Origin of the sequence: Streptomyces sp. NPDC086989 (genome assembly GCF_044745505.1) — a bacterium.
Lineage (GTDB): Bacteria > Actinomycetota > Actinomycetes > Streptomycetales > Streptomycetaceae > Streptomyces.
This window is the reverse complement of record NZ_JBIVAL010000001.1, coordinates 624558-640977: the sequence shown is the minus strand read 5'-3', so window position 1 is coordinate 640977 and position 16420 is coordinate 624558. Positions and strand designations below refer to the sequence as shown.

Below are 16420 nucleotides of genomic sequence, written 5' to 3'. Positions count from 1 at the left end.
GGCTCCGTCCGAGACCCGCAGGCAAGCGAAAGCGCCCCGCCGTCGATCCCCCCACGGGTCGACGGTCGGGGCGCTTTCCTTTCCCCGGAACGGATTCCCCCCACGGGACCCGAGCCGGGGCGTCGGCGAGGGGCGCACGCGGAGCGCGCCCCATATGGGTGTCTGCCGGGACCCGTACGGGTCGGGAGGGCCGCTCAAAGCACCCCGTTGAGCACGTGTCCCGGCCGGCTGATGCCCCGGACGTCCCCCAAGACCTCCGTGAACGTCCCCCAAGACGTTCCTGGCATCGCCCCATTAGACCCACTGCAGTGCCGGATGGTTACGTTGCAATCACTGTGATCTGCGTCTCCCGTGAAGGAAGTGTGCGCAGAGTGGGGAGAAGATCGCCCTAGCGGAAGGATCGCAACCGGAGGCTGTTGCTCACCACGAAAACGGAGGAGAACGCCATCGCCGCCCCCGCAATCATCGGGTTGAGCAGGCCCGCGGCTGCGAGCGGCAGGGCCGCCACGTTGTAGCCGAAGGCCCAGAAGAGGTTGCCCTTGATGGTGGCCAGGGTCCGGCGGGAGAGCCGGATCGCGTCCGCCGCGACCCGCAGGTCCCCCCGTACGAGGGTCAGGTCGCCCGCCTCGATCGCGGCGTCGGTACCGGTGCCCATGGCCAGGCCCAGGTCGGCCTGGGCCAGTGCGGCCGCGTCGTTGACGCCGTCGCCCACCATGGCGACCGTACGCCCCTGCGCCTGGAGCCGGCGTACGACGTCCACCTTGTCCTGCGGGAGCACCTCGGCGATCACCTCGTCGATGCCCACCTCGCGGGCCACCGTCTCGGCCACGGCCCTGTTGTCGCCGGTCAGCAGGACCGGGGTCAGGCCCAGCGCGCGAAGCCGCGACACCGCCTCGGCGCTGGTCTCCTTGACCGCGTCGGCCACGGTCAGGACCCCGCGGGCCGCCCCGTCCCAGGCCACCAGGACGGCGGTGGAGCCCAGCGCCTCGGCCGCGGCCCTGACCTCGGCCAGGGCGGCCGGCAGTTCGATCGACCGGTCGGTCAGCAGCCGCTCGCGGCCCACCAGGACGGCGTGGCCGTCGACCACCCCCCGGACGCCGAGCCCGGCGAGGGCCTCGAAGGACTCCGGGACCGGCAGGGCCCCGGCCCTCTCCGCCGCGCCGGTGGCGATGGCACGGGCGACCGGGTGCTCGGAGGCGTGCTCCAGCGAGCCCGCGAGGCGGAGCAGCTCCACCTCGTCCACACCGGCGGCGGGGTGCACGCCGGACAGGGTCATCCGGCCGGTGGTGACCGTGCCGGTCTTGTCGAGTACGACGGTGTCGACGCGACGGGTGGACTCCAGCACCTCCGGCCCCTTGATCAGGATGCCGAGCTGCGCGCCCCGCCCGGTGCCGACCATCAGCGCCGTCGGCGTGGCCAGGCCCAGGGCGCACGGGCAGGCGATGATCAGGACGGCCACGGCGGCGGTGAAGGCGGCGGTGGGGTCGTCGGTGATCAGCAGCCAGCTGACCCAGGTGCCGAGCGCCAGCAGCAGCACGACCGGCACGAAGACCCCGGAGATCCGGTCGGCCAGGCGCTGCACCTCGGCCTTGCCGTTCTGCGCCTCCTCCACGAGCCGGGCCATCCGGGCGAGCTGGGTGTCGGCGCCGACCCGGCCGGCCTCGACGACGAGGCGGCCCGAGGTGTTCAGGGTGGCGCCGGTGACGGAGTCGCCCACGGCGACCTCGACCGGGACGGACTCCCCGGTCAGCATCGAGGCGTCCACCGCGGACGCGCCTTCGACGACCGTGCCGTCGGTGGCGATCTTCTCACCGGGGCGGACGACGAACCGGTCGCCGACGGTGAGCTGCGCCACCGGGATCCGTACCTCACCGCCGCCGCGCAGGACGGCCACGTCCTTGGAGCCCAGCTCCAGCAGGGCTTTCAGGGCGGCGCCCGCCTTCCGCTTGGAGCGGGCCTCCAGGTAGCGGCCGAGCAGGATGAAGGCGACGACGCCGGCGGCAACCTCCAGGTAGATCGTGGAGGAGCCGTCCGTGCGCGAGACGGTGAAGTCGAAGCCGTGGCGCATGCCGGGCATGCCGGCGTGGCCGAAGAACAGGGCCCACAGCGACCAGACGAAGGCGGCGAGCGTGCCGACCGAGACCAGGGTGTCCATGGTGGCCGCGCCGTGCCGGGCGTTCGTCCAGGCGGCCCGGTGGAAGGGGAGGGCGCCCCAGACGACCACGGGGGCGGCCAGGGTCAGCGAGAGCCACTGCCAGTTGTCGAACTGGAGGGCCGGGACCATGGAGAGCAGGACGACGGGGAGGGCCAGGGCGGCGGAGACCAGCAGCCGCTGGCGCAGCGCGGCCAGTTCGGGGTCGCGCGCGGGCCGGGGAGCCGCGGGCGCCTCCGCTTCGGGCTCAGGGGCCGGCGGCGGGGGCTCCTCGGCGGTGTAGCCGGTCCTGACGACCGTCGCGATCAGGTCGGCGACCTCGACGCCGCCGCCGTACGAGACGCGGGCCTTCTCGGTGGCGTAGTTCACCGTGGCGGTGACCCCGTCCATCCGGTTCAGCTTCTTCTCGATGCGGGCGGCGCAGGAGGCGCAGGTCATCCCGCCGATGCTCAGCTCGACCTCGGCGGCGGGCGCCGCCGCTATGGGCCCGTCGTGCACTGTGCTGCTGCTCATGTCCGGCTCCAGGGGGAGGGCCGGGCCGTACGGAACCAGTATGAGCTGGCCGGTACGGCCCGGCGGGGTACTGCGGAGGAGGGGCGGGGCGGTGGGCCGTTCAGCCGGCCAGGCCGGCGAACTCGTACCCGGCCTCGTCGACGGCGGCGCGGACGTCGTCGTCGGCGAGCGGGGCGGCGGAGACCACGGTGACCTCGCCGGTCGCGGCGACGGCCTTGACCGAACTCACGCCCGGGAGGGCGGAGATCTCGGTGGTCACCGCGCCCTCGCAGTGGCCGCAGGTCATGCCGGTCACGCGGTAGACGGTGGTGGTCTGGGTGTCCGTCTCGGCGGTCATGTCGTTCTCCTCTTCGAGGGCGTATCCGGTCGCCGGGGGCGGCGGTGTCACTCCACCGTCCTCCCGACACTCCGAGACTATACCCCTAGGGGGTATCAATGCGAGTGTGTGCCGCCACTTCCGGACGCTCGGGCCGGTCCGGCCGGAGCGCCCCGACCGTCCCGGCCGGGCTCGCCGCCGGGCCCGGCCGTCCGGACGTGACCGGGGCCCCGGGGTGCGGTCAGTGGGGGTGGGGCGCGGTGACCATGGGCTCGACGTAGCGCAGCAGGACGGTCTTCGCCTCGGCGATGTACGCGGCGCGCTCGGCGCCCTCGCTCGCCAGGATCAGGTCGAGCGATGACTTGAAGATGGCCAGGATCATGTTGGAGGTGCGGGTGATCTCCTCGGGCGTACCGTCCGGGCAGAAGGTGCGCAGGACGCCCTCGACGCGGGTCAGCAGCCCCGAGTGCAGCTCCTCGTGCTCCTGGGCGATGCCGGGGATGCCGGTGCCGTGCATGAGCGCCCAGAAGGCCGGGTTCTCGCAGTTGAAGGCGATGACCGGGTCCAGGACCGCGTCGAGCAGCTCGGGCAGGGGCTTCTCCAGGTTCTCCGGGAGGAAGGCCTGCCCGTGCATCTCGTGGGCGCGCCGCAGCAGCTGGCCGCCCAGCTCGATGGCGATGGCCTCCTTGTTCGGGAAGAACTGGTAGAGCGTGCCCGGCGAGACCTCGGCCTCGCGGGCGATGGCGTTGGTGCTGGCCGCGGCGTAGCCGGTGCGGCAGAACACGCTGGCGGCGGCCGCCAGGAGCTGGGCGATCCGGCGCTCCCCGCGGGCCTGGCGGCGCGGGGCGGCGGTCTTTTTGGGGGCCTTTGGGGCCTTGGTGGCGCTTTCGGCCTGGGACCTCTCCGGCATGTTCCGTCCCTTGCTTCCCGTGGGTGATTGACAAACGCGAGAGGGCGCTCGCATTCTTGAGAAATGCGAGCGACTGCTCGTGTTTGCCAGTTTAAAGTCGCTGGCAATCACGGTGAAGGGGACACCGAGTCATGTCCGAAGTCAAAAAAGCGCCGTCGTCAGGGGAGAGCGGACGGTGGACCCGGATCGTCACGGCCCGGCCGCGGCTGTCGCTGCTGCTCGCCCTCGTGGTCACGGCACTGGCCGTCCTCGCGGGCGGCGGCGTCGCCGAACGGATGGGCAGCGGCGGCTGGGAAGACCCGGACGCCCGGTCCACCTACGCCGCCAAGGTCCTGGAGCGCGAGTTCCCGGGCTCGCAGCCCAACCTGCTCCTGCTGGTGGACGCCGGTGACGGCGCCGGAGCGGGCGTGGACGATCCCGCCGTCGCCGCCGAGGCCGAGCGGCTGACCGCGCGACTCGCCTCCGAGCAGGGGGTGGCGGGGGTCGGCTCCTACTGGCGCAGCCACCTGCCCGCGCTGCGCTCCGAGGACGGCAGCCAGGCCCTGATCGCCGCCCGGGTCCTCGGTGACGAGAAGACCCGCGCCGCGGTGCTGGAGCGCATCGCCCCGCACTACCGGGGCGAGCACGGGCCCGTACGCGTCTCCCTCGGGGGGCCGGTCGCCGTCCAGCGCGAGGTGACCACCACCATCCAGGAAGACCTGCTGCGCGCCGAGGTCATCGCCCTGCCCGTGACCCTCGTCCTGCTCGTCCTCGTCTTCGGCAGCGCCGTCGCCGCACTGCTGCCGCTGGGCGTGGGCATCGTCGCCATCCTCGGCACCAATGCCGTGCTGCGCGGCCTCACCGAGTTCACCGACGTCTCCGTCTTCGCCCAGAACCTGACCACCGCGCTCGGCCTCGGGCTGGCCATCGACTACGCCCTGTTCATCGTGCGGAGGTTCCGCGAGGAGCTCGCCGCCGGGCGGGATCCGGCGGCGGCCGTCGGAGCCACCCTGCGCACCGCCGGGCGTACGGTGCTGTTCTCGGCGCTGACCGTGGCCGTCTCGCTCTCGGCGATGCTCTTCTTCCCGATGTACTTCCTGCGCTCCTTCGCCTACGCCGGGGTCGCGGTCGTCCTGCTCGCGGCGGCCGCCGCGCTCCTCCTGCTGCCGGCCGCGCTGGTGCTGCTCGGCGAGCGGGTCAACTCCCTCGACCTGCGGAGGCTGTGGGCGCGCAGCCGCAACCGCAACCGGGCCGGCGCGGCCGACGAGCTGCCGGCGGGCGGGACACCGGCCGCCGGGGACGGTCGGGGCTGGGCGCGGGCGACGGCGCTGGTGATGCGCCGGGCCCCGGTCTTCGCCCTCGCCACCACGGCCGGGCTGCTGCTGCTCGGACTGCCCTTCCTCGGGGTGAAGTTCGGCACCGTGGACGACCGCCAGCTGCCGGCGACCGCCGGCTCCCACATCGTCCAGCAGCAGATCCGCGACGGCTTCCCGGGCAGTCCGGGCGCCGGGCTGACCGTGCTGGCCGAAGGCGCCTCCGGCCCCGCCGAGCTCGCCGCCTACCGGGACCGGCTGGCCGCCCTGCCCGGGGTGCGGGTGAACGGGCCGGTGACCTCCGGGCCGGGGTCGGGCACCGCGTACATCTCGGTGGTCACCGACGGCGAGCCGGCCGGAGAGCGGGCCCAGGAACTCGTCGGCGAGGTGCGCGGGGTCGAAGCCCCCTTCGAGACATCGGTGACCGGCCAGGCGGCGGTCCTCGTCGATGCCCAGAAGGCGATAGCCGGGAAACTCCCGGCCGCTCTGGCCCTGGTGGTCCTGGCCACGCTGCTGCTGGTCTTCCTGCTCACCGGGAGCGTGCTGATACCCGTCCAGGCGGTCCTTCTCAACGCGCTCAGCCTGACGGCGATGTTCGGGGCGGTCGTCTGGGTCTTCCAGGACGGACACCTCTCCGGACTGCTCTCCTTTACCTCCACCGGGGACATCGAGACCAACCTGCCCGTGCTGATGTTCTGCATCGCCTTCGGACTCTCCATGGACTACGGGGTGTTCCTCATATCCCGCATCAAGGAGGAGTACGAGCGGACCGGGGACCACGAGAGGGCGGTGCGCACCGGACTGGTCCGCACGGGCGGGCTGATCACCGCGGCCGCCGTGATCCTGGCGGTGGTGATGGTCGCCATCGGCAGCTCCCGGGTGACCAACACCAAGATGCTCGGGCTCGGGATCGCGCTGGCCGTCCTGATGGACGCGCTGGTCGTACGGAGTCTGCTGGTACCGGCGGTCATGAAGCTGACCGGGAGGGCCACTTGGTGGGCGCCGGCCCCGCTGCGGAGGCTGCACGAACGGTTCGGACTGAGCGAGGGCGAGTCCGCGCCGTCCCCCGCGGCGCAGCCGCCGGGTGCTGGAACCCCGGAGCCGGAGCCGGACCGGATACCGGCGGGCAGCCGCTAGCGGGTGCCGCGCCCGGCCGCTTCCTCGACTTTCGGACGGATCGTATTGTTCTGGCCATTGATGTTGGTCGGAGGGGAACGGATCCATGCAACGCAGGCCCGGGCGCAGAAGGGGCATCTGGGCGATCGTCCTGCTGGTGCTGGGAGTCGTACTGATCGGCGGGTCGGTCGCGCTCATGGCGAGCCGGTACACCGGGGCCCGTGAGTTCAGCGACAACATGCAGCCCACGATCGTCCGCGGGGATGCCGTCGTCCTGCACAAGGCTCCGCACCGGGTCCGGCGCGGCGACGTGGTGCTGTACGACCCCCGCGAGTGGGGGCTGCAGGGCCCGTTCCTCGGACGTGTGGTGGCGGTGGGCGGCGACCGCATCTCCTACGCGCGGGGGGAGGAAGCCCTGAAGCTCAACGGGCAGCCGCTCGTCGAGCCCTATGTGAAGAACGCCCCGGGGGACGGCGGAGTGCCCTTCGACGTCGTCGTGCCGCAGGGCCGGATCTTCATCCTGGGCGACAACCGGGGCAACTCCGCGGACTCCCGCTTCCACCCGGGGCGCGACGAGGGCACGCTGCCGGTCTCGGCCGTCACCGGGGTCGAAGCGGACCAGGAGAGCCCGCTGGCGATGGGCATCGGCCTGGCGGTGTTCGCCGGGCTGTGCCTCCTGCCCGTGGGGATCGGGCTGGGGATCGCCGCACTGGTCGCGCGGCGGCGCAGGCCCGTACCGCCGACCGGGCCCGTCTGGGGCGCCGTCCACGTCGAGCACCCGTAGCCGACGCACGGCGCACGGGGGCACGGGCGCGCCCCGGAGGGCCCCGCGGGCAGCAGCCCGCCGGGCCCTCGGACGCGGATCAGTCCTCGCGGCGGCCCCGGTTGCCGGGGCGGCGGGCCACCCAGGTGCGGATCGTGTCGGCGTACCAGTACGGCTTGCCGCCCTCCACATGGTCGGGGGTGGGGAGCAGTCCGTGCTTGCGGTACGAGCGCACCGTGTCCGGCTGGACCCGGATGTGGGCGGCGATCTCCCTGTACGACCACAGCTGTCGGTCGCTCATCGACGACACCTCCTAGTCCACGGCGCGGGGCCGGCCTGGAGGCCGTCGGGGGAACCGTCGCGTGGACAAGACGATCACCCCGGGTTGTGCCCGGAGAGCGACGGAGGGTGAAGGCCGGGGAGCGGCTGTTGACCTGCTGTGACGGAAAACCCGCGTCATGCGGACATACGTGACACAAGGGCGACCCTTGTGACAGCGGCGGCACAACGGTCCCCCTGGACGACGGACGGCCCGGCGGGTCCGGCGATCCCGCGGTCGGGCGGTCCGGCGGATCGGCGGATCGGGCGAGCCCGGCGGTCCGGGCGGTCCCGGGAGTCCGGGCGGGCCGGGGGCTCGGCGATTCAGCGGCTCAGGGCTTCAGGTGTCAGCGGTACAGGGCCGGGCGGTCCACCAGTTCCACCGGGGTCCGCACGCCGCCGTGCGCGGCGGTGAGCCCCGCCGCGGAGACGGCGGCCGCCGCGTAGCCGTCCCAGGCGTCGGGCCCGGCCACCCGGCCCTGCGCCGCCGCGGCCACCCAGCGCCGCAGCTGGCGGTCGTACGCGTCGGCGAAGCGCACGGTGAAGTCCTGGGCGATCTCGTCGTAGCGGCGGCCCGCGGACCGCACCACCATTGCCTGCCCCTCACCGATCTGGGCGCTGCCGGACTCGCCCACCGCCTCGCACCGCACCTCGTAGCCGAAGCCGCAGTTGACGAAGATCTCCACGTCGACGATCACCCCGCCCGCCGTCTCCAGCAGCACCAGCCGGGGATCGCGCAGCCCCTCCGGGGCCGCCGAGGTCGGTGCCGGGGAGAGCACCGACACCGCGGTGATCTCCTGCCCGAGCAGCCAGCGCGCCGCGTCGACCTCGTGCACGACCGAGTCGCTGATCAGCATGTCGCTGGTGAAGAAGGACGGCGAGGCGGCGTTGCGGTGCCGGCAGTGCAGGAACAGCGGCCGGCCGATCCGGCCCGCGTCCAGCAGCTCCTTCAGCCGCTCGTACTCGGCGTCGAACCGCCTCATGAACCCCACCTGCACCAGGCGTCGGCCCAGCCGCTGCTCCGCCTCCATCACCCGCAGCGCCCCCGCCGGATCCGGCGTCAGCGGTTTCTCGCACAGCACCGGCAGCCCCCGCCCCAACGCGTGCAGGATCGCCTCCTCGTGGGCGGCCCCCGGCGAGGCGATCAGCACCGCCTCGACCCCGGGTGCGGCCATGGCCGCCGCCGGATCCGTGTGCGCGCTCGCGCCGTCCAGCCCGGCGGCGACCGCCTTGACCCGGTCCCCGTCCGGGTCGGCCACGGCCACCACCCGTGCCCCGCCGACCGTCCCGCCGATCCGGCGGACGTGGTCGGCGCCCATCCTCCCCGTCCCGATGACGGCGATGCCCAGCGTGCTCATGTCGTGTGTCCCTCCTGGAAGTCAGCGGGCGCCGCAGGAGCGCAGGTAGGCGCGGGTGCGGCGGGCGATCGGCAGCGGCCGGTCGGGCGGGCACGGGTACATGTCCTGCTCCACGATGGCGAACAGGTCCACGCCGAGCCGCTGGGCGGCCGCGAGTACGGGCTCCAGCGCGGGCACCCCCGACGGCGGTTCGCACATCACCCCGCGGGCCACGGCCGGCCCGAACGGCAGCTGCTGCGCGACCACTTCCGCGAGGATCCGCGGATCGACCTGCTTGAGGTGGAGGTAGCCGATCCGCTCGCCGAAGGTCTCGACGGCCTGGACGCTGTCGCCGCCGCAGTAGGCGTAGTGCCCGGTGTCCAGGCACAGGGAGACCAGGTCAGGGTCGGTGGCGTCCAGGAAGCGGGCCACGTTCTCCGGAGTGTCGATGTGCGTGTCCGCATGCGGGTGGACGACGATCCGCAGCCCGTACCGGTCCTGCACCTCGCGGCCCAGCCGCTCAGTCTGCGTGGTCAGTTCACGCCATTGCGCGGCGGTGAGGGTGCGGTCCTCCAGCACCTCGCCGGTCTTGTCGTCCCGCCAGAAGGACGGGATGACGACGAGGTGGCCGGCGCCCGTGGCCCGGGTGAGCTCCGCGATCCGCGACACGTGCTCCCAGGTCTGCGCCCAGACCGCGGGTCCGTGATGGAGTCCGGTGAAGACGGTGCCGGCGCTGACGCGCAAGCCCCGTTTGCCGGTCTCCTCCGTGAGGCGCGCGGGGTCGGTGGGGAGGTAGCCGTACGGGCCGAGCTCGATCCACTCGTACCCGGATTCGGCGACCTCGTCGAGGAACCGGTTCCACGGGGTCTGCAGCGGATCGTCGGGGAACCAGACACCCCAGGAGTCCGGAGCCGAACCGATGCGGATACGGGTCAACGCGGGCGGGGAGGACGTCATGACGGCCACCTTAGGGTGAGAGACGAGTGGGAGGACTGCCTGTGACCACCGCGGACGATGTCGGGTTCGACCTGATCACGATGGGGCGGATCGGGGTGGATCTCTACCCGCTGAAAACGGGCGTACCGCTGGCGGAGGCGGACACGTTCGGGAAGTTCCTGGGCGGCTCGCCCACCAACGTCGCCGTCGCGGCGGCCCGGCTGGGCCGACGCGTGGCAGTGATCACCCGCACCGGCGCGGACCCCTTCGGGGCCTATCTGCGCGCCGAGCTGCGCGGGTTCGGGGTCGACGACCGGTGGGCCGGGGAAGTGGCGCAGTACCCGACCCCGCTGACGTTCTGCGAGGTGTTCCCGCCGGACGACTTCCCGCTGTACTTCTACCGGCTGCCGAAGGCCCCCGATCTGGAGATCGAACCGGAGGAGCTGGACCTGGCCGCCGTACGGGCCGCACGGGTCTTCTGGATGACGGGTACGGGGCTGAGCGCGCAGCCGAGCCGCTCCGCGACCCTCGCCGCACTGGAGGCGCGCTCGAAGTCCGGGATCACGGTCTTCGACCTCGACTGGAGGCCGATGCTGTGGCAGGAGGAGCCGGGGGAGGCGTACGCGCGGGCCCTGGGCCTGGCCACGGTCGCCGTCGGCAACACGCAGGAGTGCGCGATCGCGACCGGTGAGAGCGAACCGCGGGCCGCCGCACGGGCGCTGCTCGCGGCCGGGGTCGAGCTGGCGGTGGTGAAACGGGGGCCGGAGGGGGTACTGGCGATGCGGCGGGACGGAACGGTGGCGGAAGCCGCTCCCGTCCCGGTGCAGGTGGTGAACGGGCTCGGCGCGGGCGACGCCTTCGGCGGGGCGCTGTGCCACGGGCTGCTGGCGGGCTGGGACCTGGAACGGGTGCTGCGCTTCGCCAACGCGGCCGGGGCGATCGTGGCTTCGCGGCTGGCGTGCTCGGCGGCGATGCCGTACGCCGGGGAAGTGGAAGAGGTGCTGGAGACGTGACGCTGACCGCTTCCCACGAGATGGAGTACGCCGCGCTGCGGGTGCTCGACCTCGCCCCGGGCGAGACGTACGCGCACGCGTGCGGGGACCGGGAGTGGATCGTCCTCCCGTTGGCCGGCGGGTGCACGGTCCGCTGCGCGGAACCCGAAGGCGGTCCGTCGGCCGCCGTGTTCGAACTGCGCGGACGCGACGGCGTGTTCACCGCCGTCACCGACTTCGCGTACCTGCCCCGCGACGGGCGGGCCGGGATCGGCTCCGCCGCAGGGGGGCGGTTCGCGCTCGTCGGGGCGCGGTGCGAGAGGGTGCTCCCCGCCCGGTACGGGGCCGCCCAGGACGTCCCGGTGGAGATCCGCGGGGCCGGCCGGTGCACGCGCCAGGTCAACAACTTCGCCGCCGCCGACGTCTTCGACTGCGACCGCCTCATCGCCGTCGAGGTGCTCACGCCCGGCGGGAACTGGTCCTCGTACCCGCCCCACAAGCACGACGAGTTCCACCCCGGCCAGGAGTCCCGCCTCGAGGAGGTCTACTACTTCGAGATCGCCCCGCACGGCGACACCCCCGGCATCGGCTACCAGCGTGTCACCCCCTCACCGGCGGGGAAGACCGACATCCTCACCGAGGTGAGGACCGGTGACGCGGTGCTCATCCCGGACGGCTGGCACGGCCCGTCCATCGCCGCGCCCGGGCACGACATGTACTACCTCAACGTCATGGCCGGACCCCCGGGCCCGCCCCGGGAGTGGCTGATCCGCGACCACCCCGACCACGCCTGGATCCGGGACACCTGGGCCGGTCAGGACGCCGACTCCCGGCTGCCCTTCCACCAGGTGCAGGAGGAGGAGACCCGATGAGGCTCACCGTCGCGCAGGCCCTCGTCCGCTTCCTCGCGCAGCAGTACACCGAGCGCGACGGCCGGCGCCGCAGGCTCATCGCCGCCACCTGGGGGATCTTCGGGCACGGGAACGTCGCCGGCATCGGCCAGGCCCTCCTGGAGAGCGGCCCGCGCGAGATGCCGTTCCTCCAGGGGCGCAACGAGCAGGCCATGGTGCACGCCGCCGTCGGGTACGCCCGCCAGTGCGGGCGGCTCTCGGCCCACGCCGTCACCACCTCGATCGGACCGGGCGCCACCAACCTCGTCACCGGGGCCGCCCTCGCCACCATCAACCGGATTCCCGTGCTCCTGCTGCCCGGCGACGGCTTCGCCACCCGGCCCGCCGATCCCGTGCTCCAGCAGCTGGAGGTGCCCCACGCCGGTGACGTCACCGTCAACGACACCCTGCGGCCCGTCTCCCGCCACTTCGACCGGATCACCCGGCCCGAAGCCCTGATCCCGGCCGCCCTCCAGGCCATGCGGGTGCTCACCGACCCCGTCCAGACCGGTGCGGTGACCCTGGCGCTGCCGCAGGACGTCCAGGCCGAGGCCCACGAGTGGCCGCCCGAGTTCTTCGCCGAACGGGTGTGGGGGGTGCGCCGGCCCCGGCCCGACCGGGACGAGCTCGCGCGGGCCGCCGAGGCGGTACGGGGCTCCGCGCGCCCGCTGATCGTCGCCGGCGGCGGGATCCGGCACAGCGGGGCCGGGGCCGCGCTGGCGCAGTTCGCCGAGGCCACCGGGATCCCGGTGGCCTCCACCCAGGCGGGCAAGGGGGCGCTCCCCTACGACCACCCCGCCGATGTCGGCGGCATCGGCCACACCGGCACGGCCACCGCCGACGAGCTGGCCCGCGGCGCCGACCTGGTCATCGCCGCCGGAACCCGGCTGACGGACTTCACCACCGCCTCGTCGACCCTGTTCCAGAACCCCGCCGTCCGCTTCCTCGGGCTCAACCTCGACCCGTACGACGCCCACAAACTCGCCGCCCGGCCGCTGGTCTGCGATGCGCGGGTGGGCCTGGAGGACCTCCGGGACGCGGCTGCCGGGTACCGCGTGGACCCCGGGTACGAGTCGGCGTACAAAGAGGGGAAACGGAACTGGGAGCACCTGGTCGACCGGGCCTGGGCGGCCCCCGACGAGGACGCCGCCCCGACACAGGTCCAGGTGCTCGGGCTGCTCGACCGGATCGTCGGCGCCGACGACGTCCTGATCAACGCCGCCGGCTCGCTCCCCGGCGACCTGCACAAGCTGTGGCGGGCCCGCGGGGCCGACCAGTACCACGTGGAGTACGGGTACTCCTGCATGGGCTACGAGATCCCGGCCGCGATCGGCACCGCCCTCGCGGCGCCCGGCCGTCCCGTGTGGGCGCTGGTCGGCGACGGGACGTACCTGATGAACCCGACCGAACTCGTCACGGCGGTCCAGGAGGGCGTTCCGATCAAGGTGGTGATCCTCGACAACCACGGCTACGCCTCCATCGGCGGCCTCTCCGGGGCCGTGGGCGGCGAGGGCTTCGGCACCGCCTACCGCTTCCGGGCGCAGGACGGCTCGTACACCGGCGCACCCCTCCCGGTGGACCTCGCGGCCAACGCAGCCTCCCTGGGAATGGCCGTGATCCGCACCCGCACCATCGGTGACCTGCGGAAAGCCCTTATCGAAGCACGTGAGGCAGACCGCCCCACATGTGTCTACGCACAGACCCGAACACCCGACACTGTGTCGGGCCCGCCCCCGGCACAGGCGTGGTGGGATGTTCCTGTGGCCGAGACCGCGACCCGTGCGTCCGCGAACGCGGCCCGCGAAGAGTACGACCGGCAAGCCGCGCAGCGACGTCGCCATCTGTGAAGGAGCAATAGGCATGAAGACCGTCAACCACTGGATCGGTGGCAAGACCGTCGAGGGCGCGTCGGGCAACTACGGCCCGGTCACCGACCCGGCCACCGGCGAGGTCACCACGCAGGTCGCCCTGGCGTCCGCCGACGAGGTCGACGCCGCCGTACGCGTCGCCCGGGAGGCGTACCAGACCTGGGGCCAGTCCTCGCTGGCCGCCCGCACCAAGGTGCTGTTCGCCTACCGCGCCCTGCTCGACGCCAACCGCGACGCCATCGCCGAGCTGATCACCGCCGAGCACGGCAAGGTCCACTCGGACGCGCTCGGCGAGGTCGCGCGCGGCCTGGAGATCGTCGAGCTGGCCTGCGGCATCACCACCCAGCTCAAGGGCGAGCTGTCGACCTCCGTCTCCAGCCGGGTCGACGTCGCCGCCATCCGCCAGCCGCTCGGCGTGGTCGCGGGCATCACCCCGTTCAACTTCCCGGCGATGGTGCCGATGTGGATGTTCCCGCTGGCTGTGGCCTGCGGAAACACCTTCATCCTCAAGCCGAGCGAGAAGGACCCGTCGGCCGCCAACAAGCTGGCCGAGCTGGCGTCCGAGGCCGGACTGCCGGACGGTGTGCTCAACGTCGTCCACGGTGACAAGGTCGCCGTCGACGCGCTGCTCGCCCACCCCGGCATCGCGGCCGTCTCCTTTGTCGGCTCCACGCCGATCGCCCGCCACATCCACACCACCGCCTCCGCCAACGGCAAGCGCGTCCAGGCCCTGGGCGGCGCCAAGAACCACATGCTGGTGCTGCCGGACGCCGACCTGGACGCGGCCGCCGACGCGGCGGTCTCGGCGGCGTACGGCTCGGCGGGCGAGCGCTGCATGGCGATCTCCGCGGTCGTCGCCGTCGGCGCCATCGGCGACGCGCTGGTCGAGAAGATCCGCGAGCGCGCCGAGAAGATCAAGATCGGCCCCGGCAACGACCCGGCGTCCGAGATGGGCCCGCTGATCACCGCCGCGCACCGCGACAAGGTCGCCTCGTACGTGAAGGGCGCCGCCGACCAGGGCGCCGACGTGGTCCTGGACGGCACCGGCTACACGGTCGACGGCTTCGAGAAGGGCCACTGGATCGGCCTCTCGCTGCTCGACAACGTCAAGACCGACTCCGACGCCTACCGCGACGAGATCTTCGGCCCGGTGCTGTGCGTGCTGCGCGCCGAGACCTACGAGGAGGGCGTGGCGCTGATCAACGCATCGCCGTTCGGCAACGGCACCGCGATCTTCACCCGCGACGGTGGCGCGGCCCGCCGCTTCCAGCTGGAGATCGAGGCGGGCATGGTCGGCGTCAACGTGCCGATCCCGGTGCCGGTGGGCTACCACTCCTTCGGTGGCTGGAAGGACTCGCTCTTCGGCGACCACCACATCTACGGGAACGACGGCATCCACTTCTACACCCGCGGCAAGGTCGTCACGACCCGCTGGCCGGACCCGTCGGAAGGCCACATCGGCGTGGACCTGGGCTTCCCCCGCAACCACTGACCCGCAACCACCACCCGCACGCAGGACCCCGGGGCCGACGGGCCCCGGGACTCCCGGTCCGGCTCGCCCCCCGCACCCCTCAATCGGGGGGCGAGCTCCGTTTCCTGCTCCTGCCCCCGCTCCTCGCTGCCCGCTGCCCGCTGCCCACCCGCTCCCGGCCCCCTGCGGCCCGCCCCGGCCTCGGCTGCCCGCTGCCCGATGCCGGCTGCCCGCTGCCGGGCTCGGGCCCGGGCCTGCTCCCGGGCCCGGGGTCAGCGCGTCCCGGCCAAGTCCGCCGCGGGCTCGGCGCCTTCGCCGTCGTCCGCGGCCGACCGGGCGGCGCGGCGCCGTCGCAGGACCAGCAGGGCGAGGGCTGCGCCCGCCAGGACGAGCAGCCCGCCGGCGGCGGGCCACGGCACGGCGACGAACTCCGCCCCGGCTTCCGAGGCCAGGTCCGGATAGGCCGTCGCCCCGGCCGAGATGCGTACGGTGACCCAGTCCGACTGCGGTGCGTCCGCCCACGGTTCGGTCAGCCGCACCCGCTGGCCGGGCAGCAGCACCAGCTTCAGCTCGCGGGCCGGCCGGTCCAGCACCGTACGGCCGAACAACCCCTCGGCGGCCACCGCCACCTTGGGCCCGACGACCACGTTGCCCCGGTTGACCAGCGTGTACGAGACCGTGGCGCGGGCCTCCTTGACCCACGGCAGCAGCGGCGCGGACCGGCTGACCTTCACGTCCTCCACGCTCAGCCCCGGCGTCACCGGACCCGGCACCCGGAAGTACAGCCGTGCGCCGACCTGCCGCTTCACCCCGACCTGGACCCTGCCCTCCTGCCGGATGCCCTCCACGGCGGTGTTGAGGGCGACGATCCCGCCGACGTGGTCGCCGGGCGTCGCGTCCTGCGGGACCTTCACGGTGAACGGGATGTCCTTGCGGCCCTTGGGCGGCACGGTCACCGTGGTCGCGGTCCCGGGCGGCAGTGCGATCCACGCGCCCACGTCCCGGGGCCTCTGCTCCACCGGCAGCAGTGCGAACGCGCCACCGGCCGGGGTGTTCACCGCATCGGTGGCGAAGATCTGGAAGGTCAGCTCTTTGTCGGAGGAGTTGAGGATCGTCGCGCTGTCGCTGACCGTGGTCCCGGCCGCGCCCTGGTGGAAGAAGTACGCGCGGTCGGTCATCGGCGCGCCGGCCGGGGGCGTCGGGAACACCCCCCAGGTGCCGTTGTCCGCGGCCGTCGCCGTCGTGGCCGGCAGGAGCAGGCCCGCGACCAGCAGCAGGGCGAGCAGCGGACCGTACGCGAGGACGCGGGGGCGGGAACGGGGGCGCATGGGCGGTTCTCCAGTCGGCGCGGGGACACGGGGCGCGGGGCGGGAAGCGGGGACACGGTGCACAGGGACACGGGGCGCGGGAGGGGGGAGGGACGGCGAAGGGGTGGTGGGGGGGGGGGGGGGCGCCCCCCCCCGGGGGGGGGGGGGGCGGCCGGGGGGGGGGGGGCGGGCGGCGCGCCGCCGCGGGGGGGTGGGGGCGCGCCAGAAACGGCCGCGCA

Annotated in this window: 13 protein-coding genes; 6 read left to right on the top strand and 7 right to left on the bottom strand. The window is 73.4% G+C overall.

What is annotated here, in order from left to right; translation table 11 throughout:
* Window positions 1-388: 388 nt before the first annotated feature.
* The 3 genes from ACIPK4_RS03000 to ACIPK4_RS02990 form a co-directional block, all read right to left on the bottom strand.
* A complete protein-coding gene (locus ACIPK4_RS03000; protein WP_402308862.1) occupies window positions 389-2665 on the bottom strand; it encodes a heavy metal translocating P-type ATPase in 2277 nt (758 codons plus the stop codon).
* A 100-nt stretch (window positions 2666-2765) separates the two neighbouring features.
* Window positions 2766-3002 (bottom strand): heavy-metal-associated domain-containing protein, encoded by a 237-nt coding sequence (locus ACIPK4_RS02995; protein ID WP_402309071.1) that lies wholly within the window; start codon window positions 3000-3002, stop codon window positions 2766-2768.
* Window positions 3003-3222: 220 nt separating this feature from the next.
* Complete coding sequence (locus ACIPK4_RS02990; RefSeq protein WP_402308860.1) at window positions 3223-3891, bottom strand: TetR family transcriptional regulator; 669 nt, start codon at window positions 3889-3891, stop codon at window positions 3223-3225.
* Window positions 3892-4022: 131 nt separating this feature from the next.
* Here ACIPK4_RS02990 and ACIPK4_RS02985 point away from each other — a divergent pair, with 131 nt between their 5' ends.
* Both ACIPK4_RS02985 and lepB read left to right on the top strand, forming a co-directional pair.
* Window positions 4023-6320, top strand: a complete 2298-nt coding sequence (locus ACIPK4_RS02985; RefSeq protein ID WP_402308858.1) for an MMPL family transporter — start codon at window positions 4023-4025, stop codon at window positions 6318-6320.
* 85 nt (window positions 6321-6405) lie between these two features.
* Window positions 6406-7083, top strand: coding sequence for a signal peptidase I (gene lepB, locus ACIPK4_RS02980; RefSeq protein ID WP_402308856.1), 678 nt, complete (start codon window positions 6406-6408; stop codon window positions 7081-7083).
* 79 nt (window positions 7084-7162) lie between these two features.
* On the opposite strand, the gene ACIPK4_RS02975 is transcribed toward lepB, so the two are convergent.
* The 3 genes from ACIPK4_RS02975 to ACIPK4_RS02965 form a co-directional block, all read right to left on the bottom strand.
* Complete coding sequence (locus ACIPK4_RS02975; protein WP_402308855.1) at window positions 7163-7363, bottom strand: helix-turn-helix transcriptional regulator; 201 nt, start codon at window positions 7361-7363, stop codon at window positions 7163-7165.
* A 364-nt stretch (window positions 7364-7727) separates the two neighbouring features.
* Window positions 7728-8738: a Gfo/Idh/MocA family protein gene (locus ACIPK4_RS02970; protein ID WP_402308853.1), complete on the bottom strand. Its 1011-nt coding sequence runs from the start codon at window positions 8736-8738 to the stop codon at window positions 7728-7730.
* A 21-nt stretch (window positions 8739-8759) separates the two neighbouring features.
* Window positions 8760-9674: a sugar phosphate isomerase/epimerase family protein gene (locus ACIPK4_RS02965; protein ID WP_402308851.1), complete on the bottom strand. Its 915-nt coding sequence runs from the start codon at window positions 9672-9674 to the stop codon at window positions 8760-8762.
* Window positions 9675-9754: 80 nt separating this feature from the next.
* Here ACIPK4_RS02965 and iolC point away from each other — a divergent pair, with 80 nt between their 5' ends.
* The 4 genes from iolC to ACIPK4_RS02945 are packed head-to-tail and all read left to right on the top strand — an operon-like array spanning window position 9755 to window position 14895.
* Window positions 9755-10666, top strand: a complete 912-nt coding sequence (iolC, locus tag ACIPK4_RS02960) for a 5-dehydro-2-deoxygluconokinase (protein WP_402309069.1) — start codon at window positions 9755-9757, stop codon at window positions 10664-10666.
* Between the two features lie 20 nt (window positions 10667-10686).
* Window positions 10687-11517: a 5-deoxy-glucuronate isomerase gene (iolB, locus tag ACIPK4_RS02955; protein WP_402309067.1), complete on the top strand. Its 831-nt coding sequence runs from the start codon at window positions 10687-10689 to the stop codon at window positions 11515-11517.
* Window positions 11514-13382 carry a 3D-(3,5/4)-trihydroxycyclohexane-1,2-dione acylhydrolase (decyclizing) gene (iolD, locus tag ACIPK4_RS02950; protein ID WP_402308850.1) on the top strand — a complete coding sequence of 623 codons (1869 nt, stop codon included), beginning with the start codon at window positions 11514-11516 and terminating at the stop codon, window positions 13380-13382. The genes iolB and iolD overlap by 4 nt, the downstream gene beginning before the upstream one ends.
* A gap of 13 nt (window positions 13383-13395) precedes the next feature.
* On the top strand, window positions 13396-14895 hold the full coding sequence (locus ACIPK4_RS02945) for a CoA-acylating methylmalonate-semialdehyde dehydrogenase (RefSeq protein ID WP_402308849.1): 1500 nt from the start codon (window positions 13396-13398) through the stop codon (window positions 14893-14895).
* Between the two features lie 251 nt (window positions 14896-15146).
* Here the strand turns inward: ACIPK4_RS02945 and ACIPK4_RS02940 are convergent, their stop codons facing one another.
* Window positions 15147-16202, bottom strand: coding sequence for a WxL protein peptidoglycan domain-containing protein (locus tag ACIPK4_RS02940; RefSeq protein ID WP_402308847.1), 1056 nt, complete (start codon window positions 16200-16202; stop codon window positions 15147-15149).
* Between the last annotated feature and the right edge of the window lie 218 nt (window positions 16203-16420).

What these genes read in the sequence shown, in the direction of transcription:
- ACIPK4_RS03000 (WP_402308862.1), bottom strand. Translation starts at nt 2,665, where the DNA reads ATGAGCAGCAGCACAGTGCACGACGGGCCCATAGCGGCGGCGCCCGCC.
- ACIPK4_RS02995 (WP_402309071.1), bottom strand. Translation starts at nt 3,002, where the DNA reads ATGACCGCCGAGACGGACACCCAGACCACCACCGTCTACCGCGTGACC.
- ACIPK4_RS02990 (WP_402308860.1), bottom strand. Translation starts at nt 3,891, where the DNA reads ATGCCGGAGAGGTCCCAGGCCGAAAGCGCCACCAAGGCCCCAAAGGCC.
- ACIPK4_RS02985 (WP_402308858.1), top strand. Translation starts at nt 4,023, where the DNA reads ATGTCCGAAGTCAAAAAAGCGCCGTCGTCAGGGGAGAGCGGACGGTGG.
- lepB (WP_402308856.1), top strand. Translation starts at nt 6,406, where the DNA reads ATGCAACGCAGGCCCGGGCGCAGAAGGGGCATCTGGGCGATCGTCCTG.
- ACIPK4_RS02975 (WP_402308855.1), bottom strand. Translation starts at nt 7,363, where the DNA reads ATGAGCGACCGACAGCTGTGGTCGTACAGGGAGATCGCCGCCCACATC.
- ACIPK4_RS02970 (WP_402308853.1), bottom strand. Translation starts at nt 8,738, where the DNA reads ATGAGCACGCTGGGCATCGCCGTCATCGGGACGGGGAGGATGGGCGCC.
- ACIPK4_RS02965 (WP_402308851.1), bottom strand. Translation starts at nt 9,674, where the DNA reads ATGACGTCCTCCCCGCCCGCGTTGACCCGTATCCGCATCGGTTCGGCT.
- iolC (WP_402309069.1), top strand. Translation starts at nt 9,755, where the DNA reads ATGGGGCGGATCGGGGTGGATCTCTACCCGCTGAAAACGGGCGTACCG.
- iolB (WP_402309067.1), top strand. Translation starts at nt 10,687, where the DNA reads ATGGAGTACGCCGCGCTGCGGGTGCTCGACCTCGCCCCGGGCGAGACG.
- iolD (WP_402308850.1), top strand. Translation starts at nt 11,514, where the DNA reads ATGAGGCTCACCGTCGCGCAGGCCCTCGTCCGCTTCCTCGCGCAGCAG.
- ACIPK4_RS02945 (WP_402308849.1), top strand. Translation starts at nt 13,396, where the DNA reads ATGAAGACCGTCAACCACTGGATCGGTGGCAAGACCGTCGAGGGCGCG.
- ACIPK4_RS02940 (WP_402308847.1), bottom strand. Translation starts at nt 16,202, where the DNA reads ATGCGCCCCCGTTCCCGCCCCCGCGTCCTCGCGTACGGTCCGCTGCTC.